This is a genomic window from Specibacter sp. AOP5-B1-6, from assembly GCF_052376555.1.
In the GTDB taxonomy this organism is placed as follows: domain Bacteria; phylum Actinomycetota; class Actinomycetes; order Actinomycetales; family Micrococcaceae; genus Specibacter.
Genome location: NZ_JBQSVT010000007.1, coordinates 75349 through 100677, shown reverse-complemented (window position 1 = coordinate 100677; position 25329 = coordinate 75349). Strand labels below are relative to the sequence as shown.

General features: G+C 63.6%; 21 protein-coding genes. 15 read left to right on the top strand and 6 right to left on the bottom strand.

The features are described 5' to 3' along the window. Positions 1-5: 5 nt before the first annotated feature. A complete protein-coding gene (locus ACT3TS_RS05325; protein WP_444530455.1) occupies positions 6-740 on the bottom strand; it encodes a sugar phosphate isomerase/epimerase family protein in 735 nt (244 codons plus the stop codon). 137 nt (positions 741-877) lie between these two features. Between ACT3TS_RS05325 and ACT3TS_RS05320 the strand changes: the two genes are divergently transcribed. The 8 genes from ACT3TS_RS05320 to ACT3TS_RS05285 all read left to right on the top strand — a co-directional run bounded on the left by ACT3TS_RS05320 (position 878) and on the right by ACT3TS_RS05285 (position 10145). Then, positions 878-2116 (top strand): ROK family transcriptional regulator, encoded by a 1239-nt coding sequence (locus tag ACT3TS_RS05320; protein WP_444530454.1) that lies wholly within the window; start codon positions 878-880, stop codon positions 2114-2116. Next, positions 2113-3198 (top strand): LacI family DNA-binding transcriptional regulator, encoded by a 1086-nt coding sequence (locus ACT3TS_RS05315; RefSeq protein ID WP_444530453.1) that lies wholly within the window; start codon positions 2113-2115, stop codon positions 3196-3198. The genes ACT3TS_RS05320 and ACT3TS_RS05315 overlap by 4 nt, the downstream gene beginning before the upstream one ends. Positions 3199-3572: 374 nt before the next feature. Beyond that, the gene (locus tag ACT3TS_RS05310) at positions 3573-4877 is read left to right on the top strand and encodes an ABC transporter substrate-binding protein (RefSeq protein ID WP_444530452.1); all 1305 of its coding nucleotides are present in this window, start codon (positions 3573-3575) and stop codon (positions 4875-4877) included. A 248-nt stretch (positions 4878-5125) separates the two neighbouring features. After that, positions 5126-6100: a carbohydrate ABC transporter permease gene (locus ACT3TS_RS05305; protein WP_444530451.1), complete on the top strand. Its 975-nt coding sequence runs from the start codon at positions 5126-5128 to the stop codon at positions 6098-6100. Beyond that, entirely contained in the window at positions 6093-6932 is an 840-nt protein-coding gene (locus tag ACT3TS_RS05300) for a carbohydrate ABC transporter permease (protein ID WP_444530450.1), read from the top strand. The genes ACT3TS_RS05305 and ACT3TS_RS05300 overlap by 8 nt, the downstream gene beginning before the upstream one ends. Positions 6933-7253: 321 nt before the next feature. Then, on the top strand, positions 7254-8354 hold the full coding sequence (locus tag ACT3TS_RS05295) for a Gfo/Idh/MocA family protein (protein WP_444530449.1): 1101 nt from the start codon (positions 7254-7256) through the stop codon (positions 8352-8354). Between the two features lies 1 nt (position 8355). Beyond that, the gene (locus ACT3TS_RS05290) at positions 8356-9099 is read left to right on the top strand and encodes a ThuA domain-containing protein (protein WP_444530448.1); all 744 of its coding nucleotides are present in this window, start codon (positions 8356-8358) and stop codon (positions 9097-9099) included. A gap of 131 nt (positions 9100-9230) precedes the next feature. Next, complete coding sequence (locus tag ACT3TS_RS05285) at positions 9231-10145, top strand: TolB family protein (RefSeq protein WP_444530447.1); 915 nt, start codon at positions 9231-9233, stop codon at positions 10143-10145. A 67-nt stretch (positions 10146-10212) separates the two neighbouring features. On the opposite strand, the gene ACT3TS_RS05280 is transcribed toward ACT3TS_RS05285, so the two are convergent. From ACT3TS_RS05280 to aceA, 4 genes are all read right to left on the bottom strand, one after another. After that, positions 10213-11304 carry a S1C family serine protease gene (locus ACT3TS_RS05280; protein ID WP_444530446.1) on the bottom strand — a complete coding sequence of 364 codons (1092 nt, stop codon included), beginning with the start codon at positions 11302-11304 and terminating at the stop codon, positions 10213-10215. A gap of 102 nt (positions 11305-11406) precedes the next feature. Further along, on the bottom strand, positions 11407-12117 hold the full coding sequence (locus ACT3TS_RS05275; RefSeq protein WP_444530445.1) for a DsbA family oxidoreductase: 711 nt from the start codon (positions 12115-12117) through the stop codon (positions 11407-11409). 197 nt (positions 12118-12314) lie between these two features. Continuing rightward, positions 12315-13964: a malate synthase A gene (aceB, locus tag ACT3TS_RS05270; protein WP_444530444.1), complete on the bottom strand. Its 1650-nt coding sequence runs from the start codon at positions 13962-13964 to the stop codon at positions 12315-12317. A gap of 131 nt (positions 13965-14095) precedes the next feature. Beyond that, positions 14096-15418, bottom strand: coding sequence for an isocitrate lyase (gene aceA, locus ACT3TS_RS05265; protein ID WP_444530443.1), 1323 nt, complete (start codon positions 15416-15418; stop codon positions 14096-14098). A gap of 169 nt (positions 15419-15587) precedes the next feature. On the opposite strand from aceA, the gene ACT3TS_RS05260 reads away from it, so the two are divergent. The 7 genes from ACT3TS_RS05260 to ACT3TS_RS05230 all read left to right on the top strand — a co-directional run bounded on the left by ACT3TS_RS05260 (position 15588) and on the right by ACT3TS_RS05230 (position 24136). After that, positions 15588-17084 (top strand): helix-turn-helix domain-containing protein, encoded by a 1497-nt coding sequence (locus ACT3TS_RS05260; RefSeq protein WP_444530442.1) that lies wholly within the window; start codon positions 15588-15590, stop codon positions 17082-17084. A gap of 165 nt (positions 17085-17249) precedes the next feature. Then, positions 17250-18089 (top strand): DMP19 family protein, encoded by an 840-nt coding sequence (locus ACT3TS_RS05255; RefSeq protein WP_444530441.1) that lies wholly within the window; start codon positions 17250-17252, stop codon positions 18087-18089. A gap of 109 nt (positions 18090-18198) precedes the next feature. Next, positions 18199-18717, top strand: a complete 519-nt coding sequence (locus tag ACT3TS_RS05250) for a GIY-YIG nuclease family protein (RefSeq protein ID WP_444530440.1) — start codon at positions 18199-18201, stop codon at positions 18715-18717. 122 nt (positions 18718-18839) lie between these two features. Beyond that, positions 18840-19637 (top strand): SDR family oxidoreductase, encoded by a 798-nt coding sequence (locus ACT3TS_RS05245; protein WP_444530439.1) that lies wholly within the window; start codon positions 18840-18842, stop codon positions 19635-19637. An 82-nt stretch (positions 19638-19719) separates the two neighbouring features. Beyond that, complete coding sequence (locus ACT3TS_RS05240) at positions 19720-20997, top strand: acyl-CoA dehydrogenase family protein (protein ID WP_444530438.1); 1278 nt, start codon at positions 19720-19722, stop codon at positions 20995-20997. Continuing rightward, complete coding sequence (locus ACT3TS_RS05235; RefSeq protein WP_444530437.1) at positions 20997-22094, top strand: phosphotransferase family protein; 1098 nt, start codon at positions 20997-20999, stop codon at positions 22092-22094. The genes ACT3TS_RS05240 and ACT3TS_RS05235 overlap by 1 nt, the downstream gene beginning before the upstream one ends. 149 nt (positions 22095-22243) lie before the next feature. Then, positions 22244-24136 carry an FAD-binding monooxygenase gene (locus ACT3TS_RS05230; RefSeq protein WP_444530436.1) on the top strand — a complete coding sequence of 631 codons (1893 nt, stop codon included), beginning with the start codon at positions 22244-22246 and terminating at the stop codon, positions 24134-24136. 409 nt (positions 24137-24545) lie between these two features. Here the strand turns inward: ACT3TS_RS05230 and ACT3TS_RS05225 are convergent, their stop codons facing one another. Further along, entirely contained in the window at positions 24546-25271 is a 726-nt protein-coding gene (locus tag ACT3TS_RS05225; RefSeq protein ID WP_444530435.1) for a DNA methyltransferase, read from the bottom strand. Positions 25272-25329 lie beyond the last annotated feature (58 nt).

Below are 25329 nucleotides of genomic sequence, written 5' to 3'. Positions count from 1 at the left end.
GGTGATCAGGCCTTTCCGCGGTTCAGGAAGGCAAGGCTCTGGGCGATGCCGTCAAAGATGTCTCCGGCATAGTCGTCGAATTCAACCACACCAACTTCCAGGGACTTGGCTGCCTCAATGACATCCCAAACCGGCACCTTGCCCTGTCCTGCAGGCTGCTGGGCCAGGTTGTCAGTGGTCAGGGGGCCGTCCTTGATGTGGATGAACTTCACGCGTTCGCCGAGGCTGGTCAGTACGTCGACGGCATTGGCGCCACCCACGGAGACCCAGTAGGTGTCAACCTCCAGCACCAGTTCCGGATCCAGCAGGGTTTCAAAGTACTCGAGTGCGGTGGTGCCGTTGATCTTGGACTCGAGCTCCCACGCGTGGTTGTGGTAGCCCACGCGGACACCGTATTCGGCGCCCTTCTTCGCTGCAGCGTTCAGGCCGGCAGCAATTTTTTGGATGTCCTCGGCGGTCTGCCACTGCTCGGCCGGAATGAAGGGGTCGATGACGGTGGTGATGCCCAGCTTGTTGGCAGCGGCGAAGATTTCGTCCTGGTCATCCTTGAGCAAGGGAGCGTGTCCCGAGGGTGCCGTGATCCCGTTCGCGGCAAAGGCGGCAGCCAGCGCGTCCGCCGTGGCGACAAAATTGTATGGCTCAACCTTGGTGAAGCCCAGCTCCGCAACGCGGGCAATGGTGCCGGGCAGGTCTTCCTCAAGGGGCTTGCGGACCGTGTAAAGCTGCAGAGAATACGTCATTGGAACTCCTTGAAGGCATGAATGTGTGTTCCAGTTCAACTTAGGGGAACTTTTGACGACCGTCAAGCAAAAGTTCCACTTAACGGGATTAACTATCGGATTGTGACAGTTGGAAGCCTGTGTGTTATTTATTGGGGATGCCAAAGTCATCAGTTCAGCACCACCAGGGGGCGGTCTCCGCCAGCAGCGGACCAGCGGAACCGTACAGCCACTCGCGGGCCGGTGACGTGTTCCAGCTCCTGCGCGACGGCCGGGCGCGCACCCGGGCGGAACTGGCCGAAGTTACCGGCCTGGCCCGCTCCACCGTGGCCGCCCGGATTGATGCGCTCAGCGCGGCGGGACTGATTGGTCCCGCGGGTGAGGCCATCTCCTCCGGCGGCCGTCCGCCGTCGCGCTTTGCCTTTCATCCCTCCGCCAGGGTGATTCTGGCGGTGGATGTGGGGGCCACACACATGTTGATTGCCCTGACCGACTTGAGCGGAACCGTGCTGAGCGAGCTGCGGGAGTCGATCGATATTTCGGCCGGGCCCACTGTTGTCCTGGACTCGGTTCTGGAGCTCTGCGGGCAGGTGATCGCCAAGGGTGGCCGCCACGAACGTGAACTTGTGGGTATCGGCATTGGCCTGCCCGGACCGGTTGAGCACTTGACCGGAAAGCCCGCCAGCCCGCCGATCATGCCCGGCTGGGACGGCTTTGACGTGCCGGCCTACGTGCAGAAACGCTTTCCCACAGAAGTGCTCGTGGACAATGACGTAAACATCATGGCGCTCGGCGAGCGGGCGTACTACTGGCCCGACGCCGCCGATCTGCTGTTCATCAAGGTTGCCACCGGCATTGGCGCCGGCATTATCAGCGGCGGGCTGCTGCAGCGCGGCGCGGATGGCACAGCCGGGGACATCGGGCATGTGCGCGTCCCGCGCGGCGGCGACGTGCTCTGCCGGTGCGGCAATTATGGCTGCTTGGAGGCCATGGCGTCCGGGCCGGCGGTGGCTGCCGCACTCACGGGAAAGGGCGTCCCCGCCCACACCGGCGAGGACGTCCTGGAGTTGGCCCGCCGGGGAAATCTTGCGGCCATCCAAGCCATGCGGCAGGCGGGGCGGGACGTCGGCGATGTCCTCGCTGCGAGCGTGAACCTGTTGAACCCGTCGGTGATTGTGATTGGCGGCGGGCTGTCCTCTGCCGGTGAATATCTGATGGCGGGCGTGCGTGAAATCGTGTACCAGCGCTCGCTTCCGCTTGCCACCGCCCGCCTGCGCATTGTCCAGTCGATGGCGGCGGAACACGCCGGAGTGCTTGGCGCCGGGCGCATGGTGATCGACCACGTTTTGGCGCCGTCCTCGGTCGAGCGGCTGGTCGCCGGGCATGTACAACCGTGAGTGAATCGGCGGTGTTTCCCGCCGGCAAGGTGACAATCACTGATTTGGCGCGCCGGCTGGGCATCTCCAAGGCGTCGGTTTCCTACGCGCTCAACGGCAACCCCGGTGTCAGCGAGGCAACCCGCGCACGCGTGCTGGCCCTTGCCGCCGAGCTTGGCTGGTATCCAAGTTCAAGTGCCCGCGCCCTCTCCCAATCCCGCAGCGAGACAGTGGGAATTGTGCTGTACCGCGACCCTGAACAAATTGGTGCCGAGCCGTTTTACATGACGATCCTGGCCGGCATTGAGGCTGTTCTGGGCGACCACGACATGAACCTGCTGCTGCGCATAGTGGACCCGCAGCACGTCGCGGACCCCGCCGCCCGGGACCTGCCGATCTATGAACGATGGGCGGGGGAGCGGCGCGTTGACGGCGTCATTTTGTTTGACCACGTCCAGGGGGATCCGCGTCCGCCGCTGCTGGACCGCTACCGGCTGCCGTATGTGCGCATGGGCGTTGACCCGAATTCCGTGCCGGCGGTCCGCAGCGCCAACGTCACTGTTGCCCAGAACATCGACGCGGCCACTGTCGTTGACGCCCTGCACGGGCTCGGGCACAAGCGCATCGCCTTTGTTTCGGGCCCGTTGGAGCTGTTGCACGAGGCCGCCAAGTTCGCTGAAATCACGGCCCGTGCCGAGCGCCTGGGCCTGAGTGTTGTGCTGTGTCCGGCTGACTATTCCGCGGACGACGGCGGCAAGGCCACCATCGCTCTCATGGCGGGTTTGGTGCCGGGTTCGGCAGGCTTCCCAACCGCCATTGTCTATGGCAACGACCTGATGGCGGTGGGCGGGCTGCAGGCGCTGCGGCGCTTGGGCCTGAGCGTGCCCGGGCAGGTTTCGGTGGTGAGTTGGGATGACTCGATTCTGTGCCAGTTGAGCTCGCCGCCCGTGGCTGCGCTGGGAAGAAGCGTGGCCGACATGGGACGCAACGCCGCGTTGCTGCTCTTGGAGCTGATTTCCGGCCATGAGGCCCGCAATATTGCGGCAGCGCCGGGCGTGCTGCTGCCGCGCGAGACCCTGGCCGACAACGCGTTTAACGCCTGAGGGAACTCCCGCTCGAGCGGCCGCGCCCTGCTGCCCGCGCCCGCCCAGGGCACCCACCAGATCGTAACAACTTGGTAACGCGGCCCGTTTAGTGAACCGGTTCAGTAATTTCCATTACGCTGCAGCTTGTCCACGAGATCGTTGATATTCCGCTGTTTTCGTGTGGTTGTGGACGGTTCGGGAGGCGATTTCGTCGGCCATCCTTCTCGTTTCTACGGTTACAAATCGGTAAGAGTTAAAATTGAGGCACACTTTTGATTGACGGTCGACATAAGTTCGTCTAGGTTTAGTTTCACGTCCCGCCTTGGGTTTCCCAGCCGCGACACATCAAATTTTTTTCAGGGTCCTCCCCCACAGACAAGGAAGTCAACGAAGTGAAAATTCGATCTCTCGCCGCAGCAGCGGCCATCGCAGCGTTCGCGCTCACAGCCTCGGGCTGCAGCGGCGCTGCAAACGACGCGTCCTCCGATTCAGACGGAAAGACACTTACCTACTGGGCCAGCAACCAGGGCACCAGCTTGGACAACGACAAGGAAGTCCTCACGCCGCAGCTGAAGAAGTTTGAGGAAGAGTCCGGCATCAAGGTCAACCTCGAAGTCATTGGCTGGAACGACCTTCAGACCCGCATTCAGACTGCCGTTGCCTCCGGCCAGGCCCCTGACGTATTGAACATCGGCAATACCTGGGCGGCCTCCCTGCAGTCAACCGGCGCCTTCATGCCGTTCGATGATGCAGCCTTTGAAGCCATCGGTGGCAAGGACAAGTTCGTCAAGACCGCCATGGACACTGGTGGAGTCGCCGGCGAAGACCCCACCTCTGTTCCGTTGTACGGTCTGGCCTACGGCCTCTACTACAACAAGGCCATGTTCAAGGACGCCGGGTTGAACCCGCCCACAACCTGGGAAGAAATGGTTGCAGCCGCCAAGAAGCTCACCTCCGGTGACGTTCACGGTTTCTCACTCGCGGCCGGCAGCTACACCGAGAACTCCCACTTCGCGTTCATCAACGCAGCCCAGAACGACGCCGAATTCTTCGACGCTGACGGCAAGCCCACCTTCACCTCCGACGGCGTTGTTGACGGCATCTCGCGGTACCTCGACCTGATGCAGACGGACAAGGTTGTCGACCCCGGCAACGCCCAGTACGACAATGCAACGAAGGCCATCAATGACTTCGCCAACGGCAAGGCCGCGATGGTCCTGAGCCAGAACAACGCGAACAGCTCCATTGCCTCACAGGGCATGAAGGACGACGAATTCGGTGTGGTTGCATTCCCCGCCCCGGAAGGCGCGAAGGACATTGCAACAATGGTTGCCGGCATCAACATGTCAATCTTCAAGAACACGAAGAACAAGGACGGTGCACTGGAATTCGTGAAGTTCATGACCAGTGAGGCCACGCAAGCCGAGTTGGACAAGCCGTTCGCAGCCCTTCCGGTCCTGGCGGACGTAACCCCCACCTTCACTGAGGATGCGGAACTGGCCAAGACCTTCTCCGACATTTACGCCAACAAGTCCAAGCCCCTGCCGCTCGTGCCGGCCGAGGACCAGTTTGAAAGCACCGTGGGCAAGGCGATGAACCAGATGTTCGCCACTGTTGCCTCCGGCGGAACCGTCAGCAAGGAAGACATCAAGGCCGCACTGACAACCGCCCAGCAGGCAGTCGAAGCAGCCGGATAGTCCCCAGCGACGGCCCGATAGATCGCTGACGCGATTTATCGGGAACCTGGCGCAGGGGCCCCACCCAGCTCCTCCCCGATAAATCGCTGACGCGATTTCCCGGGAATCAGGCGGGCGGGGCCCATCCACCTCCGCCGGCTTCTCCCAAGGGGCCCGCGGCAAGAAACTAAATCTGGTGGGCGGCTGGCCGTTCCTGGCCAACCGCCCGCCAGTACCGACTGTTTATGAAAGAAAGGTGCGTGTCCGCAGTGTCTGCATCCACCGCCGTAAAGAATTCCGGCCCCGCAGCCGGGGCAACCGGAAGGAAAGCCCGCCAGCCCCGCCGCGCCGGCTGGTGGCTGCCATATGCGCTGCTCGCCCCCGCCGTGATCTTTGAGATTGTCATCCACGTCATCCCCATGGTGACGGGCATTTGGATGAGTTTTCTCAAACTCACCAAAATGTTCATCTCCAATTGGGGCAATGCCCCGTTCGTGGGATTCAAAAACTACGAAATAGCCCTCGACTTCAACTCGTCCGTCGGCATGGGGCTGCTGAAATCCTTTGGCATCACGGTGGCTTTCACCATTCTGGTGGTCGGCCTTTCCTGGGGACTGGGCATGGCCGCAGCCGTCGCCCTGCAGAAAACGTTCCGTGGCCGCGCCATCTTCCGTACCCTGTTCTTGATCCCCTACGCGCTGCCGATGTACGCCGGTGTCATTGCCTGGAAGTTCATGCTGCAAAAGGACAACGGTGCCCTCAACCACCTGCTCTTCGACAACCTCGGCCTGGCGGGCGACAAACCGTTCTGGCTCATTGGTGACAACGCCTTCCTGGCTGTGGTCATCGTGGCTATTTGGCGGCTGTGGCCCTTCGCCTTCCTGATGTTGATGGCCGGCTTGCAGTCAGTCCCCACCGATGTCTACGAGGCCTCGGCCGTTGACGGCGCCAAGCCGCTGCGCCAGTGGTGGGCCATTACGCTGCCCATGCTGCGCCCCGTGAACATGTCACTTGTCTTGGTTATGTTCCTGTGGACCTTCAACGACTTCAACACGCCCTTCGTCTTGTTTGGTGGCGCGCAGCCGCCGGCTGGTGACCTGATTTCATTCCATATTTACAACGCTTCGTTCCTGACCTGGAACTTTGGATCCGGCGCTGCCATGTCAGTACTGCTCTTGCTATTCCTGATGGTTGTCAGCGGAATCTACGTTCTCTTCATGAACCGGAGGAAAGACAATGCATGACACAACCGGTACCAAGATCTTCCGTGTGGTCACGATTACCGCCCTCAGCATCTTTACCATCATCCCCATCTACGTCATGGTCATCTCCGGCCTGAAGCCGCTCCAGGATGTCCAGGGTGCATTCTCCTGGTGGCCCGAAAGACTGACGATCCAGCCGTACATCGACATGTGGAAGACGATCCCGTTGGCCGACTACTTCGTGAACTCGGTCATCGTCTCGACCATATCCACGGTGCTCTCGCTCATCATCGCCGTCTTCGCCGCCTACGCCGTGTCCCGCTACACGTTCCGTGGCCGGGCACTCTTCTCCGGTGCGGTGCTCTCGACCCAGATGCTGCCAGGCGTGCTGTTCCTGCTGCCGCTGTTCCTGATCTTCGTGAACATCAACACGAATTTCGGCATCCAGCTGGTGGGATCCCGTGCGGGGCTGATCATCACTTATCTAACGTTCTCGCTGCCTTTCTCCATCTGGATGCTCGCAGGATACTTCAACGGAATCCCGCGTGAACTTGACGAGGCCGCGAAGGTCGACGGCTGTGGCCCCATGCGGGCGCTCTTTAAGATCATCCTGCCCACGGCCCGGCCGGGCCTGGTCGCCGTCGCCATTTACAGCTTCATGACCAGCTGGGGTGAGGTGCTTTTCGCCTCCGTCATGACCACCGACGCGAACCGGACCCTCGCCGTCGGCCTGCAGCTGTACTCGACGCAGACCAACGTCTACTGGAACCAGATCATGGCCGCCTCGGTCGTGGTCAGCATCCCGATCGTGATCGGCTTCCTGCTGCTCCAGAAGAACTTTGTGGCGGGCCTGACAGCCGGTGCCGTGAAGTAACCATCGCGGCAGTTGCCTTGAACGGTCAACGGCGGCATCCGGGTGAGCAGCGATGCTCACCCAGATGCCGCCGTCGTTCTTGCCGGGCAGCGACCGCCCGGAACCTCCCATGCTTTTGACGGGATTGGAACGAAAGTCCGAACTCCGGGCCCTTCTGCGGTCAAGAGTCGTTGAAATTCCTTTCAAAAAGCGGAGGAATGGCGTGCTCACTTTTGATTGACCACTGTTATTAGTTCAACTAGGTTGGTGGGGTGCGGGGTCTCCTGCGCACAAATTTTGCTACTGCAACGAACCTCCGACAAGCAGGAAATGGTGTCCTTAGTGAACGAGAAAACTGTGCCGGCAACACTGAAAGTTGGAGTTGTTGGGGTCGGCTGGGCGGGCCAGCAGCACGTCAAGGCCTTCAGCGCCATTGACGGCGTTGAAATTGTGGCCGTGGCCGGCATGGAAACCGAGCTGCTCGAATCGATCCAGTCCGAATTCAACATCCCGCACGGCTTCGCACGGTGGGAAGACCTGGTGGAACTGGACGGGCTGGACGCTGTCAGCGTGGCTGTTCCCACCTTCCTGCACGCGCCCATCACCGTGGCGGCCCTGGAACGGGGCTTGCACGTGCTGAGCGAAAAACCGCTGGCGCGCAACGGTGAGGAAGGCGCCGCCATGGTTGCCGCAGCCCGCAAGGCCGGACGCGTCCTGGACGTCGTGTTCAACCACCGTCGCCGCGGCGACGTCACGAAGCTGAAATCCATCATTGACGAGGGTGCGCTGGGCCGGCCCTACTACGCGAAGGCCTCATGGTTGCGCCGCCGCGGCATTCCCACACTCGGCAGCTGGTTCACCAATCCCGAGCTGGCCGGCGGCGGCCCTTTGGCTGACATCGGCGTGCACGTGCTGGACTATGCGCTGCATCTGCTGGGTGAGCCCAAGGTCATTTCCGTCTCCGCCTCCACTTATTCGGAACTGGGCAGCCAGGGGCGGGGCGGCGATGTGAACTACATTGCGGCGTCGTCCAGCCATAAATTTGAGGTGGAGGACTTCGCCTCGGCCTTCATCCGGCTGGAGGGTGGCGTGACCCTGCTGGTGGAAGCCGGCTGGGCCAGCTACCGCGACCAGGCGGACCTGATGGACTTCCGCGTTTACGGCACGGATGGCGGTGCGGAGTTGCGGGCGGCCCAGTCGCACGAGATTTCCGAAGCCGGGTTGCGGATCTTCACCGACGACGACAACGGGACCAGCATCGATTACGAAGCGGAGACGCTGGAAGACGGCAACCACCCGGCAGTCGTGGAAGAGTTCGTCAACGCCATCCGCGCCGGTGAAAACGAATGGGGCAGCCACGACGGCTCCGTCGCCCTGAGCCGGGCGCTTGTCATTGACGCCTGCTACACGTCAGCCCGTGAACAACGCGAAGTGAGGCTCTGAGATGAACACGAAACTCAACATCCTGGTGTGGAACGAAGGGGTCCATGAGCTCAACAATGAGCCCGCCAGCATCAAGGAGATGTACCCGAACGGCATGCACGGCGCCATCGCCGAGAGCCTGCGTGCCTTTTACCCGGACGCCACCATCAGCACGGCCACGCTCGCCGACCCGGAACACGGGCTGAGCGAGGAGACCCTGGCCGGCACCGACGTCCTTCTCTGGTGGGGGCACATCGCCCACGACCAGGTTGCCGACGAAGTGGCTGAACGCGTTCAGCGCCACGTATTGGGCGGCATGGGCCTGGTGGCCCTCCACTCGGCACATTTCGCGAAGATCTTCACGAAGTTGCTCGGCACCACCTGCTCGCTGAAGTGGCGCAATGAGGGCGAACGCGAACTGGTCTGGACGGTCAAGCCGTCACACCCGATTGCTGCCGGGGTGGACAGCCCCATCGTGATCCCGGAGCAGGAAATGTACGGTGAACTGTTCGACATCCCCGAACCTGACGACTTGATCTTCATCAGCTCCTTTGCCGGCGGCGAGGTGTTCCGGTCCGGTGTGACGTTCTCCCGCGGCAAGGGGCGAATCTTTTACTTCAGCCCCGGCGACCAGGAGTACCCGGTCTACCACCACCCGCAGGTGCAGCGCGTGATCTCCAACGGCGTGGGCTGGGTGGCCCAGCCGCAACTGCACCGCCAACAACCGGAAGTCACGAACCCGGCCAGGGAATTCTTCCCCGCCTAACCACCGACGACGTGGCAAGCTGGCGATCGCAGCGTAAATTTCCCCGACGCTCGCCGCTTTGCCACGTCGCCGCAGAAACAGGAAGACACAAGATGCCTCCGGGACAACAAGCCGAACTCAAACTAGTCAATGTGGCGACCGGATCCGCCACCGTACGGTTCACATCCGACACGCTTCTCTTCGAGGCCCCCAATTGGAGCCCCGACGGCAAGAGTCTCATCATCAACGGAGACGGCCGGCTGTTTCGGCTTCCAGTTGATGCAGACAGTGCCGGCGGCGGGCTGGAAGAGATCGACCTCGGGGACATTGCCGAGATCAACAATGACCACGTCCTCAGCCCCGACGGCAGCACGGCCTACGTCTCCAGCGATGACGGCCATATTTATGCCGTGGACCTTGGCGGAACGGGCAGCGCGCCGGCAGGCGCGGAACCGGCAGCAGCGCCGGCAGGCACAGCCCCGCGCCGGGTCACGAACGACAATGGCCCCAACTTCAAGCATTACCTCCACGGCGTCTCGCCGGACGGGACAACCCTCTCCTACATTGGGCTGGAAGTCAGCGGCGGACAGGTCCGCACCAACGTTTATGTGGTGCCCGCGGCCGGCGGTCCGGATGATCAACTCACCGACGATGAGTTTCCCGACGACGGCGCAGAGTTTTCACCCGACGGACAGTGGATTTACTTCAACTCCGAACGCGGCTCCACGGTGCCCGGCCACGCCCAGCTGTTCCGCATGCCAGCACCCGGAAACACCACCGCGGGCGGCAAACCTGAGCAGTTGACGCATGACGAACGCGTGAACTGGTTCCCGCATCCGTCGCCGGACGGTACACAGATCGCCTACGTCAGTTTCCCACCGGGAACGGTGGGACACCCGGCGGATGTGCCCGTCGTCGTGCGTCTGTTGGAAAAGGACGGCACCATCCGGGACCTTGCCTACGTATTTGGCGGACAAGGCACCATGAACGTGCCGAGCTGGTCGCCGGACGGGACCAAAATCGCCATCGTAGCCTACCCGCCGGCCTCCACCATTCGGCAGTCCTGAGCCGTGAGATCTGCCGGCTTTGGGCCATCCAAGCCGCCACATCTCACGACTCGCAGGCCTGCAGCGTTTAAGGCAGCGCACCCAGCGTGATGGTCGTTGTGGAGGTCTTGCCGGCGCGCACGTAGGTGGCCTCGACGGTGTCGCCCGCCTTCCTCGCCAGCGTCACCTCCGCCAGAACCGCAGCGCTGGTGGCCGGCCGGTTGTCCAGGAGCGTCACAACGTCGCTGGGCTCAAGCCCGGCCTGGGCTGCGGGCCCGCCGGGCGCGACGGCCTGCAGGTAGAGGCCGTTTTCGACCCCAAAAGCTTCGGTAGCAGCGGGCGGCAGCGGAACCGCGCTCACCCCAAAGTACGGGTAGGCCACGGTGCCGGTGTCAATAAGCTGGTCCGTGATGCGGGCAGCGAGGTCGATCGGGACGGCGAAGCCGATGCCCACGCTGCCGCCGGCCACGTCAAGATCGTTGGGGATGGTGGCGATGGCTGTGTTGATGCCAATCAGTTTTCCGGAGCAGTCAACGAGCGCTCCGCCGGAATTGCCGGGGTTGATGGAGGCGTCCGTCTGGATGGCGCCCACCAGTGTGGCAGTGGTTTCCGCATCCACCGGAACGGGCACGTTGCGGCCAAGGGCACTGACAATTCCCGCCGTCACGGTGCTTGAAAGTCCCAGGGGAGCGCCCAACGCCACAACGGGCTGGCCCACGCGGAGGCCGGCCGACTTGCCCAGGGCGACGGTTGGCAGCGCCTTGGCGGCACTCATTTTCAGGACGGCCAGGTCCGACTTCGGATCGCGCCCCACCAGCTCCGCCTCGGAACTTTTGCCATCACTGAACAGCACGTCAATGGTGCCACCATCAGCGGCCGCGGCAATCACATGGTTGTTGGTCATGATGTAGCCCTCAGGGCGCACAATCACGCCACTTCCGACGCCGGACGCCTCACCGTTGCGGATGGAGACGGTGACGACGCCGGGCAGCACGCCTTGGGCGACCTCGGTGGCGTTGCAGCTCCCGGACAATGCGGCTGCCGTGGTTGCCGGGCGGGTGAGGAGGCTGCTGATCCACCCGCCGGCCAATCCCGCAACGAGCGCCAGCGCCACGGCAGCGACGATCACGGTGGACAGCGGCAGGCGCTGTAACCAAGAGGTGCTTTGCGGTTCGGGCATGGGGTGCTCCGTTCAAGGACAGCCGCCAAGGTGGTGGAAACCCTCATGCTGCGGCACGTTGTGGCTGCCCGTCCGGCCCGAAAGCACCAACGCAGCGAACTCTTAGATGGCGCAGCCGTCCGGGCCGCACACCTCAGCGTCCGATCCATCAGAAGCCGCGGCCACCATGGTCAGCGGGTTGGCTTCCTGCCACGCCTGCTCGAGCGCCTGGCTGAACACGTCAGTGGGCTGGGCGCCGGAGATGCCGTACTTCCTGTCGATGACAAAGAACGGCACGCCGGTCACGCCGATGGCGCGGGCGTCGGCAAAGTCCTGCCGGACCTCGTCGGCATACTTGTCGGTGTCCAGCGCCTCGTTGATCTCAACGGCCGACAGTCCGGCCTCGGTGCCGAGCTGCACGAGCGCGTCGCGGGAACCAATGTCCAGGCCGTGCTCAAAGTGGCCCGACAGCAGCGCTTCCTTGACGGCGTCTCCCAAGCCGCGCGCGGCGGCCAGGTGCAGCAGCTGGTGTGCATTGAAGCTGTTCGCGACCACAACATCGTCGAACTTGTAGCTCAGGCCCTCGCCCGCGGCCTGCTCGGTGACGTGCGCGAACATGCCGGCAACCTGGGTCGGGTCCATGCCCTTGCGCTCGCTCAGGTAGCTCAGCTCGGTGCCGTCATAGTGCTCGGGAATGGTGGGATCCAGCTGGTAGCTGCGCCACTGCACCTCCACGGAATCCTTGTGCGCGAAGCCGTTCAGGGCGGTTTCGAAACGGCGCTTGCCAATGTAGCACCAGGGGCAGGCCACGTCGGACCAGATTTCAATCTTCATACCTGCCCAAACACGGAATTCGCGGCGTTTATTCCGCACAAAGCACGACGACGGTTGGCGCGTCTCCTGGGAAACCCGGCCAACCGCCGTCGCACTTTTTGGGACATCAGGTTGTACTTTTTGGTAATCATGCCTGCCCCACCGGGACCCGGATTTCGGGCCTGCAGTGGCGTCGCATCCGGCGGAGGCAAGCAAATCTATGCTGCTGCGAGCTGCCGTTCGGTCTGCTCGGCGTGCAGGTAGTTCGCGTAGGCGTCGGTGGTCAGGAAGGCGGGGAATTCCTCACCCATGGCCACGTTCGTGAAGATCTCCAGGGCGTCGTCGAATCGGTCGCCCTCGAAGCGGGGGAGCCGGGCGAATTCCTCCTCGAGCATTTCGGTGACCCAGTCGTAGGTGATGAGTTCGCCCGTGTCGGTGATGGCCTGGCTGTGGATCCACTGCCAGATCTGGGAGCGGGAGATTTCCGCGGTGGCGGCGTCCTCCATGAGGTTGTTCAGGGCGACGGCACCGTGGCCGCGCAGCCAGGATTCGATGTACTGGATGCCGACCCAGATGTTGTCGCGGACGCCATGCTCGGTGATCTTTCCCTCGGTGCCGGCAACGTTGAGCAAGGCGCGGTCGTCGAGCTCCACGTCCTCGCGGCTGCGGCTGATCTGGTTGGGGTTCCAGCCGAGGATCTCATCGAAGACCTCCATGGCGACGGGCACCAGGTCCGGGTGGGCCACCCAGGAGCCGTCAAATCCGTCGTTGGCCTCGCGGGTCTTGTCGGCGCGGACCTTCGCCATCGCATTGGCGTTGGCCTCCGGATCGCGGCGGTTGGGCACGAACGCCGCCATGCCGCCGATGGCCATGGCGCCGCGGCGGTGGCAGGCCCGGACCAGCTGTTCAGTGTAGGCGCGCATGAACGGGGCCGTCATGGTGATCTGGTTGCGGTCCGGGAGCACGAAGCGCGGGCCGCGGGTGCGGAAGTTCTTGATCACGGAGAACAGGTAGTCCCAACGGCCGGCGTTCAGCCCCGCGGCGTGGTCGCGCAGCTCGTAGAGGATTTCCTCCATCTCAAAGGCGGCCGTGATGGTCTCGATCAGCACCGTTGCACGGATGGTGCCCTGCGGGATGCCGAGCAGGTCCTGTGCCTGGATGAAGATGTCGTTCCACAGGCGGGCTTCCTGGTGGTTTTCAATCTTCGGCAGGTAAAAGTACGGTCCCTTGCCCTGGGCGATCAGCCGGCGGGCGTTGTGGAAAAAGTACAGGCCGAAGTCAACAACGCCGCCGGCCATGGGCTTGCCGTTGATCAGCAGGTGCTTCTCCGGCAGGTGCCAGCCGCGGGGACGGACCACGATGGTGGGCAGTTCCTCCGCCGGGGCCAGCTTGTACTCCTTGCCCTCGGGGCTGGTGAAGTCGATGCGGCGTTCCAGCGCGTCGATCAAGTTCAGCTGGCCGCGGATGACGTTGCCCCAGGTGGGCGTGGAGGAGTCTTCCATGTCGGCCAGCCACACCTTGGCGCCGGAGTTCATGGCGTTGATGGTCATCTTGCGGTCAACCGGGCCGGTGATTTCCACGCGGCGGTCTTCCAGCCCGGGGGCCGGGGGAGCAACGCGCCAGTTCGGGTCCTCCCTGATGGTGGAGGTTTCGCGCAGGTAGCGGGGGTCGGAGCCGCTGAGGATCTGGGAGCGGCGGGTCCGGCGCGCGGCCAGCAGCTCCAGGCGCCGCGCCGTCGTCGTGCGGTTCAATGCTGCGATGAAATCCAGGGCCTCGGGGGTCAGGATTTCCTCCTGGCGGTGGATGGGCGGTGCTGTCAGGGTGATGCCGTTGAACGTGATCCCGTTCAGGCTGTTCGTTGAGTTCATGGGATTTCTCCAAGTCTGGATTCATCGAGTTTGCAGTTGTTGGACGGAATCGGGCCGTTTAAGGCGGTTTTGGTCCAACAACTGCAAACTCGATGTGAAGGGGGAGGTAAGGGAGGGGTCCGCCCCGCCCGTTAGTGGAACTGCTGGGCTTCGGTGGAACCAGCCAATGCGAGGGTGCCGCTGTTTGGGTTCAGGGCGGTCGCCACCAGATCGAAGTAGCCTGTGCCCACTTCGCGCTGGTGCTTGGTTGCGGTGTAGCCGCGGTCTTCGGAGTCGAATTCGCGCTCCTGCAGTTCGACGTAGGAACTCATGCCGTTGCGGGCGTAGCCATGGGCAAGATCAAACATCGAGTAGTTCAGGGAGTGGAAACCGGCCAGTGTGATGAACTGGAAGGTGTATCCCATGGCGCCAAGCTCTCGTTGGAACTTGGCGATCGTTGCGTCGTCCAGGTGCTTTTTCCAGTTGAACGACGGTGAGCAGTTGTAGGCAAGCATCTGGTCGGGAAACTCGGACTTGACGCCTTCGGCAAACTTTTTGGCGTGCTCCAGGTCGGGTGTTCCGGTCTCCATCCAGATGAGGTCCGAGTGGGGTGCGTAGGCGCGGGCCCTGGCAATGGAAGGTTCCAGCCCGTTTTTCACGTGGTAGAAACCTTCGGCCGTGCGCTCGCCGGTGAGGAACGGCTGGTCGCGCTCATCCACGTCGGTGGTGATCAGGGTGGCAGCCTCGGCGTCGGTGCGGGCAATGATCACGGAGGGGACACCGGCGACGTCGGCCGCCAACCTTGCCGCGTTCAGCGTGCGGACATGCTGGGCCGTGGGGATCAAAACCTTGCCGCCCAGGTGGCCGCACTTCTTTTCGCTGGCAAGCTGGTCTTCCCAGTGGACGCCGGCCGCGCCGGAGGTGATCATGGACTTCATGAGCTCGTAGGCGTTCAGCGGGCCGCCAAAGCCGGCCTCGGCGTCGGCCACGATCGGAACCAGCCAGTCCTCAACACTCTGGAGACCTTCCGAGAATTCAATCTGGTCCGAGCGCAGGAGGGCGTTGTTGATGCGGCGGACCACCTTGGGCACCGAGTCCACGGGGTAGAGGGACTGGTCCGGGTAGGTGTTGCCGTTGGAGTTGGCATCCGCGGCAACCTGCCAGCCGGAGAGGTAGATGGCCTTCAACCCGGCCTTGACCTGCTGGACGGCCTGGTTGCCGGTGAGGGCGCCAAGTGCGTTGGTGTAGCCGCCCGGTGCCGCAGTGGTCAGCTGGTTCCAGAGCTTTTCAGAACCTCGGCGGGCCAGTGTGTGTTCCTCCTGGACGCGGCCACGGAGCTTGACGACGTCGGCAGCGGGGTAGGAGCGTTCGATGCCCTCCCAGCGGGGATTGGCTGCCCATTCGAGCTCGAGGGCGGCGGCAGCCTGTGCGTTGCTCTGCTCCGGCGTCGTTGCGGGTTCAAATGCTGCAGTCATGATGTTCGCTCCTTGTAGTGGTTGTGCTGACGAAAGGACGGGTCTGGATTCGTCGCTGAGTCTGGAGATCCGCGTTCCTTCTTCGTGATTTCCACTATTCCGAGGTTTTCAAGCGGCTGCTAGGGGTAAATGGTGGAAAGATTGGCACTTCTTCACGTATCCTCAAGAAATGAATAATGCAGGCTGGAATTTAGGCGAAGCGCTGGCACCACGGGATCGGGGAGCTGCCTCCACAGGTGAACTGGACGTCATTTCCCTGGGCAGAAGGGTCCGGCACCTGCGCAAAACCCAGGGCATGACACTCGATGACCTCGGGGCGAAAGTGGGGGCCGCGCCGTCTCAACTTTCCTTGATTGAAAACGGCAAACGCGAGCCCAAGCTGACCTTGCTGCAACAGTTGGCCGGGGCACTCGGCGTCGGACTTGAACAGCTGCTCGGGGCCGAGCCGCCGAGCCGCCGGGCCGCACTTGAAATTGAGCTGGAACGGGCGCAGCGCGGACCGCTGTACCAGTCGCTGGGACTGCCCACAGTCCGCGTCAGCTCGCGGCTTTCCACGGAAGTGCTCGAGTCCCTGGTGGGCCTGCAGCATGAGCTGGAGCGGCGCCTGGATGAGCAGTCGGCAACGCCCGAGGAGGCGCGGCGGGCCAACACCGAGCTGCGGATGGAAATGCGTGAGCGCAACAACTATTACCCGGAGATTGAGAAGCAGGCGCAGGAGCTGTTGAATGCCGTGGGGCATGACCGGGGGCCGCTGTCCCACCATGTGGCGGCCGACGTCGCCGAACACCTTGGTTTTGACCTGCACTATGTAGGGGACCTGCCGCACTCAACCCGGTCGGTGACGGATTTGAAGAATCGCCGAATTTATCTGACGCAGGGCCAGCGATCCGATCACGACCCGCGTTCGGTGCTGCTGCAGGCGCTGGGCCACTACGTTTTGGGGCACCAGACACCGCTGAACTATGCCGACTTTTTGCGCCAGCGCGTGTACACGAACTACTTTGCGGCGTCTCTGCTGATGCCCGAACGCGCCACCGTTGACTTCCTCAAGGAGGCCAAGGCCGCCAAGGAGCTGGCGATTGAGGACATTCGGGACGCCTTTTCCGTCTCGTATGAAACGGCCGCCCACAGATTCACGAACCTGGCCACCGAACACTTGGGCATCACGACGCACTTTCAAAAGGTGCATGAATCGGGCATCATCCACAAGGCCTACGAGAACGACGGCGTGAACTTCCCCGCCGATCACACAGGCGCCATCGAGGGGCAGTCCATCTGCCGTTACTGGACCTCACGGGCCGTCTTTGAAGTGCCCGACAAGTTCCGGGCGTTCAACCAGTACACCGACACCGCCGTCGGGACGTTCTGGTGCACCGCCCGGACCGAAAGGCATTCCTCGGGGGAGTACTCGCTGAGCATTGGGGTGCCGTACGCCCACGTGAAGTGGTTCCGGGGCAGGGAAACCACCGAGCGCTCGCAGTCCAAGTGCCCGGACCCGGCATGCTGCCGCCGGCCCCCGGCGGAACTTTCCGCCCAGTGGGCCGGGAATGCATGGCCGTCAACGCGGGCCAACTCGCACCTGCTGGCAGCCATGCCGCAGGGCGCCTTCCCCGGTGTTGACGAGACCGAGGTGTACAAGTTCCTGGCGGCGCACGAGGGGCGGTAGGAGTACGCGGCAGGGGCGGGTTGCCTGGGGTGTGGGGCGCAACAGCGAGCAGATGTTCCGCCGATCTTCGCCTGACGTTCACCCGGCCTTGGGGTTCAGGTCCGGCGGCGCAACATAGCGTGAAGTTGTCAGGAGCACCACGGCTCCCAAGAGTGAGGAACTTTCATGACCACGCACCAATTTCCAGTTGTATTGACCGCCCAGGGCGCCACCACTGACAACGAGGACGTTGTTGGCGACAATGTGACAGTTGTTAACGCGATGTACCTGGCCCTGCTGAATGCCGAGGAAATCGCCCCGAACGCCTTGCGCAGCTACTTCGTTGACTTCTATCTCACACAGGCGCTCGACGGCGGATTTGCCCAGTATGTTTTCATGACGCCTGACCGCGAAGAACTCGACGGCTACATCCGTGAAGGGCTTGAGGGCATGGGTGCGAGGGAACACCTGGAGCTCTTCAACCGGACCGCCGCACTTTACGATCTGCTGTCCGAGCGCGACACGGAGGCGTACCTCGAGGATGACGCCGACGAAGCTGCGGACCGTTCGGAAGGCGTGGCCGCCATGGAAGCCGTCGACAACGAATTCGAGGAACTGTTTGAAACGGAAGACGTCACCGGCCTGAATGCGCAGTGGCTGCGGGGCCAGGAAGGCCTGCTGGTGCTTGAGCCCGAGGAGCTGGCGGCACACATCGCCGAGCGCGTCGCCACCGTCACAAACCTGGCGGAGCGCCGAGCCGAAGCCGAGCTCGAGGACGCACCCGAGTTTGAGCTGATTATTCGCGAGCTCTGCGACATGGCCGGACACCGCTTGGAGAAGATCACCATGGGAGACCCCAACCATGAGCACAACGGCGAAACCGTGTTGGCCTGGCACTTCAAGACCAACAAGGGCGAATTCATCATGCTCGACGACGACCTCGAGGCCGTCATGATTGATCCCGCAACGCAGGAAGTCGTTGCGACGGTTGAATTTGAGCTGGAAGAGGAACTCGCCGAAGCGTAGCGAGAAATTCCTGCGGGCGGACCGGGAATGAAGCTCCCGGTCCGTTTTGCGGAGAGCGTGGGCGCCCTTGACGCAACTGCCCACTGCCTGCGTACCGTAAGGTCGACGCATGGAAGATCTCAAATGGACAAAGACTGCGCCTGCCAAGGCCGCGTGGCAGGCTATGCCTTTCGGCCCCGGCATTTACAAGTGTTTCCTGACCGGCGGCCTGCCCAAGGATGTGGAATGGCCGCCCGAATTGCGGCCCCTGAAGCGTGGGGACCTGATTTATGTGGGCCGGGCAACGAACTTGCGCAGCCGTGCCCGGCACCATGACGTGCAAACCTCAAAATCCACGTTTCGCCGTTCGCTCGCAGCCATTTTGGGGCTGCAGGCCCAGTGGCACGGACGGTCCGCACACCCACGGCTGACCGACACGGACGAGGAACTCCTCAGCGCCTGGATGGTGAGCAACCTCGGCACATCTTTCTGTGTGGTTTCGGAACCGGACAGTATCGCCGGCCTTGAGGATGCACTGCGCGCCGAACTTTGCCCGCCCTTTAACCGCGACGGCCTGACACCCGAGCAGTTGTACGTCTCGACCGCCACTACGGAAGCAAACCGCAACGCACTTCGCGACAAGGGCTGAGACGATATCCGGGTGCGGGAAATCACGCGCCCGGGCCGAGGTCCCTTGACCGTTGCCGAAAACCGCAGCATGCTGGCAGTGGTTGCTGCCAAGCAGCCGGAGACTCAACGAAGAGGATCACCATGCCCCAAGACAGCACGCCCGCGACGGCGCACCCGGCGCAGCGCTTTCGTGGCAGGAAAGCCCTGGTCACTGGTGCCAGCAGAGGGATCGGGCTGGCCATCGCCCACCGCTTGGTGGCGGAGGGCGCCCGGGTTTTTCTCACCGCACGTGGTGGGGAACAGCTCCTCGCAGCCGCCCACGGGTTCCCGGACGGCTCGGTCATGGCCATCTCGGGGCGCGCGGACGACCCGGACCACCGCGCGCAGGTGCTGGCCGACGTCGAACAGTATTTTGGCGGGCTGGACATCCTTGTCAACAACGCCGGCATCAACCCCGTATACGGGCCGCTGGAAACGGTGGAACTGGACGCGGCGCGCAAAATTTTTGAGGTCAACGTCCTCGGCACGCTCGCCTGGACGCAGGCCGTGCTGGCGCATCCGGGGCTCGGGTTTCGGGCGCGGGGCGGGAATGTGGTGAATGTGTCGTCCGTCAGCGGCGACGTTCCCGCTGCCGGCCTGGGCCTGTACGGCATCAGCAAAGCCGCCGTGTCGCACCTGACACGCACCCTGGCCATGGAGCTGGCGCCCGAAATTCGTGTGAATGCCGTGGCTCCGGCCGTGGTCAAGACCAAGTTTGCCGGTGCGCTGTACGAGGGGCGCGAGGCGGAAGTTGCCGCGTCCTACCCGTTGGGGCGGTTGGGGGAGCCCGACGACGTCGCCTCCGCAGTTGCCTACCTCGCCTCCGCCGATGCCTCCTGGGTGACGGGCCAGATCCTCACCCTCGACGGCGGCCTGCACAACGCGGGCGGGCTCGGATGAGCGGGGCCGGCAGCCTTCGATCGGCGGGCTGCCACTGTCCGGGCACAACACCCCGGCTTGGCGTCCATGCAAGGAGCGGCACGTGAACACCACACCCCGGCCCGGACTTTACCCGGCCTCCGTTGAAGACCTGCGGCAGCGTACAAGGGACTTCATCCGCAACACCGTGATCCCCGCCGAGCCGCGGCCGGGGCAGGCCCTGAACGTTGCGGTCAGGCGGGAGCTGGCCGCTGCGGCGAGGGATGCCGGCGTGTTTGCCCCGCATGTGCCCGTGGAATTTGGCGGTCAGGGGCTGCCGGTCGAACACTGGTCGCCGGTGTTCCAGGAAGCCGGGTATTCGCCCATCGGTGCCGCCGTGCTCAACTGCATGGCACCGGACGAGGGCAACATGCACATGCTGAACCTGATCGGCAGCGACGCGCAAAAGCAACGCTTCCTGGTTCCGCTTGCCGCCGGAGAGATCAGCTCCTGCTTTGCCATGAGCGAGCCGCACCCCGGTGCGGGGTCCGACCCCGACGCCCTCTCCACCACTGCCGTCCGCGACGGCAATGGCTGGCGGATCACCGGACACAAACGCTTCACCAGCGGGGCCACGTTCGCCGGGTTTGCGATCGTCATGGCGCGCACCGGGGCGGAAGCCGCCAAGCCAGGCAGCACTGGGCCAGACGGCACCGGGCAGGCCGGCGCCACCATGTTCCTGGTGCCCATGGACACCCCGGGGGTGCGGATTGGCGCGCCGATCCACACCGTGGACAGGTACCTCCCCGGAGGGCATCCACATGTGCATTTCGACGACGTCCTCGTCCCAGACTCCGCAGTCCTCGGTGAAGCAGGGCTGGCGTTCAAGTATGCGCAGGTGCGGCTGGGGCCGGCCCGGCTGACGCACTGCATGCGGTGGCTGGGGCTTGCCCGCCGGGCCATGGACATCATGCTCGACCGCGCCAACAGCAGGGAGATTTTTGGTGCGCACCTCTCACAACTGGGCATCGCACAGGACATGATTGCCCAATCCGTCATCGACATTGAAACCTCCGACGCCATCATTGCCAAGTGCGCGGCCCTGCTTGCGGTCGATCCGAAGGCCGGGTCGGCGCTGTCCTCCGTGGCCAAGGTGCACGTCTCCGAAGCGGTGTACCGGGTGATCGACAGGGCCGTCCAGCTGTGCGGCGGTGACGGCGTCTCGGACGGGCTCCCGCTGATCCAATACCTGAACGAGGTGCGCCCGTTCCGGATCTACGACGGTTCCACCGAAACTCACAAATGGGCCATCGCCCGCCGGGCGGCATCGACACGGCGCCGTGCCGTGGAGAACGGGGAACCATTTCAGGGCGCAGCCCACATCCACGAGGGGGAGCGGTGATGGCCAGCATGCAGGAGGGCCGCAGAATGCAGGACATTGTGCAGACAACGGAGGAAGCCGCACGGCAGGACGCACCTCCGCTGCTGATCCTGGAACGGGTGGAGGAATTCTTCGACGCCCAGGGCATCGGCTCCGGGCCGGTGCACGCGCACCGCATCGGCGGGGGACAGTCCAATGTGACCTTCAGGATCAAAAGGAGGGGAACCGACGTCGTGCTTCGAAGGGGTCCGCGTCCGCCCCTGCCGCCGTCCACGCACGACATGGTGCGGGAGGCCCACGTCCAGTCGCTGCTCGCGCCGCTGGGCATTCCGGTGCCGAAAATCCTGGCCGTGTGCGCGGATGTGAATGTGCTGGGCGTGCCGTTTTACGTGATGGGCCATGTGGACGGGGTGGTCATTACGGACACCGTGCCCGGGCATCTTGGGGCTCCGGCGCAGCGCCGCGCCACGAGCGAAGCCGCGGCCGACATGCTCGTGCGGCTGCATTCGGTGGACGTGGGGAGCGGCGACATTGCCGGGATCGGACGCCCGGACGGGTACCTGCAACGTCAGGTGTCGCGGTTTGCCGCGCTGTGGGAGATGGGTGCCACGCGGGACCTGCCGCAGGTGGCTGAGCTGGCGCGGTGGCTTGAAGTGAACCGGCCGGACACGCAGCGCAGTGCCGTGATCCACGGCGATTACCGGCTGGGGAACCTGATGTTCAGCCGGCGCGGCCCCGCCCATGTGAAGTCGGTTTTGGACTGGGAGATGGCCACGCTGGGGGATCCCCTGGCGGATCTGGGCTACCTCACTGCGACGTACGCGCAGGCGGGGACGCCGGCCACGCTGCTGGAGCTCACACCCGTGACGGCGGAGCCCGGCTACCTCAACCGCGCCGAAATGGCGCAGCGGTACAACGCACATTTTGGTCTGGACCTGACCGCACTGCCTTGGTACCAGACGCTCGCGCTCTGGAAGGCGGCCATCTTCAGCGAAGCCATTTACGCCCGGTGGAAACGCGGGGAACGCGCCGATGGCGAGACCTTCGGAGCCGCCCTGGAAACCGGTGTGCCGCGGCTCTTGGAGACTGCAGCCGCCCATGCCGCCCGGCTTCCGTAGCCCGCCAACGGACGACGCCGGACCCTTGCCCTGGGCGCGCCGGTCCGGTCTTGTTTGAGGTGCCCAAGTGGCACATGATGTAGACACAGTGGACGCGATGAAGACACAGTGGACGCGATGAAGACACAGTGCAACGAGGAGGTTCGCCGGTGCAGTTCCACCAGCAGGGATATGTGTCCGGGGACCCGCGCATCAAGGCCGCCGCCGGGATCGGGCTGGACCGTCCGGAGGAACTGCCCGCTGAGGTGGACGTGCTGATCGTGGGCACCGGCCCCGCCGGGATGATCACGGCAGCCCAACTGGCCGCGTTCCCGGACATCAACACCCGTATTGTGGAACGCCGTGGGGGACGCCTGGAGATTGGCCAGGCCGACGGCATCCAGGCCCGCAGCGTGGAGACGTTTCAGGCCTTTGGCTTTGCCGAACGCATCATCACCGAGGCATACCGGATCACGGCCACCGTCTTTTGGAAGCCGGATCCTGCCGACCGCAGCAGGATTGTCCGTGCCGCCAGGGCCCCGGACGACACAACTGGCATCAGCGAATTCCCGCACCTGATCGTGAACCAGGCCCGCGTGCTTGACTACTTTGCGGAGGTCATGGCGTATTCCCCTTCGCGCATGAAAGCCGACTACGGCTGGGAGTTTCGCGGTCTGGACATTGCCGCCAGCGGTGAATACCCGGTGGCCGTGACACTGGTCCGCACCGGAGGCGACGGATCCGGCGTCGAACGCGTTGTGCACGCCAAGTATGTGGTGGGTGCCGACGGCGCCCACAGCGCAGTCCGCGAATCAATTGGCGCGAAGCACACCAGCGTGCACGCCAACCATGCCTGGGGTGTCATGGACGTCCTGGCCGTCACGGACTTTCCTGACATCCGCGCCAAGTGCGCCATCCAGTCCGAGGACGGCGGGAACATCCTGCTCATCCCGCGCGAGGGAGGCTCTCTGTTCCGCATGTATGTTGACCTCGGCGAGGTGGTGGAAAACGGTGCGCATGCCGTCCGCAACACCACCATCGAAGACATTATTGCCAAGGCCAACAAGATCCTCCACCCCTACACGCTGGATGTGAAGAGCGTTGCGTGGAGCAGCGTCTACGAGGTGGGGCACCGGCTGACAGACAGGTTCGACGACGTCCCCCTGGACCGGCTCGGCGGCCGGCTGCCTCGGGTTTTCATCATGGGCGACGCCTGCCACACGCACAGCGCCAAGGCCGGGCAGGGCATGAACGTGTCCATGCAGGACGGCTTCAACCTGGCCTGGAAGCTCGCGCATGTGCTGGCGGGGCGGAGTCCTGCGAGCCTGCTGGCCACCTATTCGGCCGAGCGGCAGGTGATCGCGAAGAACTTGATCGACTTCGACCTGGAGTGGTCCCGGCTGATGGCGATGCGGCCGGAGGATTTTGAAAATCCCACCGAGCTTGAAGATTTCTACGTGCGGACCTTTGAGTTTCCTGCCGGCTTCATGACGGAATACCAGCCGTCGATGATCACAGGAGAGGGTGTGCATCAGGACCTGGCCACGGGGTTTCCGATCGGCAAACGGTTCAAGTCCGCGCCGGTGGTCAGGGTGGCCGACGCCAACCCCGTGCAGCTGGGTCACCACCACCGGGCCGACGGCCGCTGGCGCATCTACGCATTTGCCGATGCGCCGGCAGTGGGGGAGCCGTCCGCTCTTTCGGACTGGGCTCGCTGGATTTCCTCGTCGCCGGAATCGCCGCTGCTGAAGTACACGCCTGTGGATGGGGACAGCGACGCCGTGTTTGACGTGAAACTCATCGCGCAGCAGGACTTCGAAGGCGTTCCCCTGGGCCGGGTGCCGTCGCTGTTCCTGCCACGGACGGGACCTTTTGGGCTGATTGAATACGAGCTGGTGTACGCCGCCGACCCGTTGAATGACATCTTTGAGCTGCGCGGAATCTCGCGCGGCGGCGCCGTGGTGCTGGTGCGCCCGGACCAGTACGTGGCCAACGTGCTACCGCTGACGGCCATGTCAGGGCTGGATGCGTTTTTTGAACGGTTCATGCTGCCTCGGAGTTGATCCGGTGGCGCAGAACACTGTGAAAACTGCCGTCCAATGCTGCTCTTGCGGGCCCGCACCTCGGGTTTCCGCGCGACCGGCCAGGGCAAAGTGGTCAGGCAGCGTTATCGTATCAACCGTCCCGAGCTGCGCGGGCACCGAGTTGTCCGATGAAGTCGTTGAGGTTCTCAGCAGAAATGTCGTCGTATCGTCCGGCGGCGAGATCCGACCAACCCTTCTCTGCCGCGTCACGCAGCGCAGCAATCACAGCTTCGTCGCCCGCTTGCATCGGCAGCCTCCCGGTGTCTCGTGACCAAGGGCCTTAAAGCGCCCCGGATTACTTTTTTGAGCCCGAGTGATCCATTGGTTTCGGTGGGCCGGAGTACCCAGCCGGTGGGTCGCCGTCGTGCCTGTCCTTGAAGGTGGGCGGCTACGCTGGCGGCCGCTGAAACACGAGCAGCGCGTCGGCGATCAGGTCGTGGGGGTATTTGTCCCAGAGAATCTCGGTGACACCCACGGGGGTGAGGTGTTGCCCGAGCACGAGGGCGCAGTCGTGGATCAGGTGGGTGGTGCGGCCCATGTGGTGGATGTCCGCCAGGTTCCAGACCACGAAGCCGCCGGGCACAACGATGCTTGCGCACTGGGCTGCGACCAGGCCAAGCTCGGCCAGGTAGCGGCCGTAGTCCCCGTTGTTTTCCTCGTAGCCGGTGAGGGGGTCGGCGTCGTGAAACGTTGAGGTCATGTACGGCGGAGAGGCGAGAATCAGCGCGACGCTGGCGTCAGGGCGGGGCAGTTCAGTGCTGCGGATAATTCTGTACAGCTCCCGCGCATCCCCCTCAACAATGCGTGCGCCGGGAATGCGTTCCCGCAGGTAATCCGCACGCTCGGGCAGCAATTCGATGCCGAGCGCCCTTCGTCCCAGGGCAACGGCCCGCTCAAGGGTGGTGCCAAACCCCGCGAACGGGTCCAGCACCAAATCACCCGGCTTGGAACACCGCTCAATGACGTGATCCACAAGGGCTGACACCATGTGCACATCTTCGTCCGCATCGGGGGGACGCTCAGCCAGGAACGTGTCCAGCGACGCCGAAAGTTGGGCATCTAATGGGGACGTTGTGGTTGCGCTGGTCAATTCCTTCTCCACCTTGTTCATCATGCGAAGTCTAGCCGCAGGGGCTTCGGCAGTTTCAGTGGACTTGTGCATTTTCGGTATT

What these genes read in the sequence shown, in the direction of transcription:
- aceA (WP_444530443.1), bottom strand. Translation starts at nt 15,418, where the DNA reads ATGACTGCAGCATTTGAACCCGCAACGACGCCGGAGCAGAGCAACGCA.
- ACT3TS_RS05260 (WP_444530442.1), top strand. Translation starts at nt 15,588, where the DNA reads ATGAATAATGCAGGCTGGAATTTAGGCGAAGCGCTGGCACCACGGGAT.
- ACT3TS_RS05280 (WP_444530446.1), bottom strand. Translation starts at nt 11,304, where the DNA reads ATGCCCGAACCGCAAAGCACCTCTTGGTTACAGCGCCTGCCGCTGTCC.
- ACT3TS_RS05255 (WP_444530441.1), top strand. Translation starts at nt 17,250, where the DNA reads ATGACCACGCACCAATTTCCAGTTGTATTGACCGCCCAGGGCGCCACC.
- ACT3TS_RS05290 (WP_444530448.1), top strand. Translation starts at nt 8,356, where the DNA reads ATGAACACGAAACTCAACATCCTGGTGTGGAACGAAGGGGTCCATGAG.
- ACT3TS_RS05250 (WP_444530440.1), top strand. Translation starts at nt 18,199, where the DNA reads ATGGAAGATCTCAAATGGACAAAGACTGCGCCTGCCAAGGCCGCGTGG.
- ACT3TS_RS05235 (WP_444530437.1), top strand. Translation starts at nt 20,997, where the DNA reads ATGGCCAGCATGCAGGAGGGCCGCAGAATGCAGGACATTGTGCAGACA.
- ACT3TS_RS05325 (WP_444530455.1), bottom strand. Translation starts at nt 740, where the DNA reads ATGACGTATTCTCTGCAGCTTTACACGGTCCGCAAGCCCCTTGAGGAA.
- ACT3TS_RS05225 (WP_444530435.1), bottom strand. Translation starts at nt 25,271, where the DNA reads ATGATGAACAAGGTGGAGAAGGAATTGACCAGCGCAACCACAACGTCC.
- ACT3TS_RS05245 (WP_444530439.1), top strand. Translation starts at nt 18,840, where the DNA reads ATGCCCCAAGACAGCACGCCCGCGACGGCGCACCCGGCGCAGCGCTTT.
- aceB (WP_444530444.1), bottom strand. Translation starts at nt 13,964, where the DNA reads ATGAACTCAACGAACAGCCTGAACGGGATCACGTTCAACGGCATCACC.
- ACT3TS_RS05320 (WP_444530454.1), top strand. Translation starts at nt 878, where the DNA reads ATGCCAAAGTCATCAGTTCAGCACCACCAGGGGGCGGTCTCCGCCAGC.
- ACT3TS_RS05275 (WP_444530445.1), bottom strand. Translation starts at nt 12,117, where the DNA reads ATGAAGATTGAAATCTGGTCCGACGTGGCCTGCCCCTGGTGCTACATT.
- ACT3TS_RS05300 (WP_444530450.1), top strand. Translation starts at nt 6,093, where the DNA reads ATGCATGACACAACCGGTACCAAGATCTTCCGTGTGGTCACGATTACC.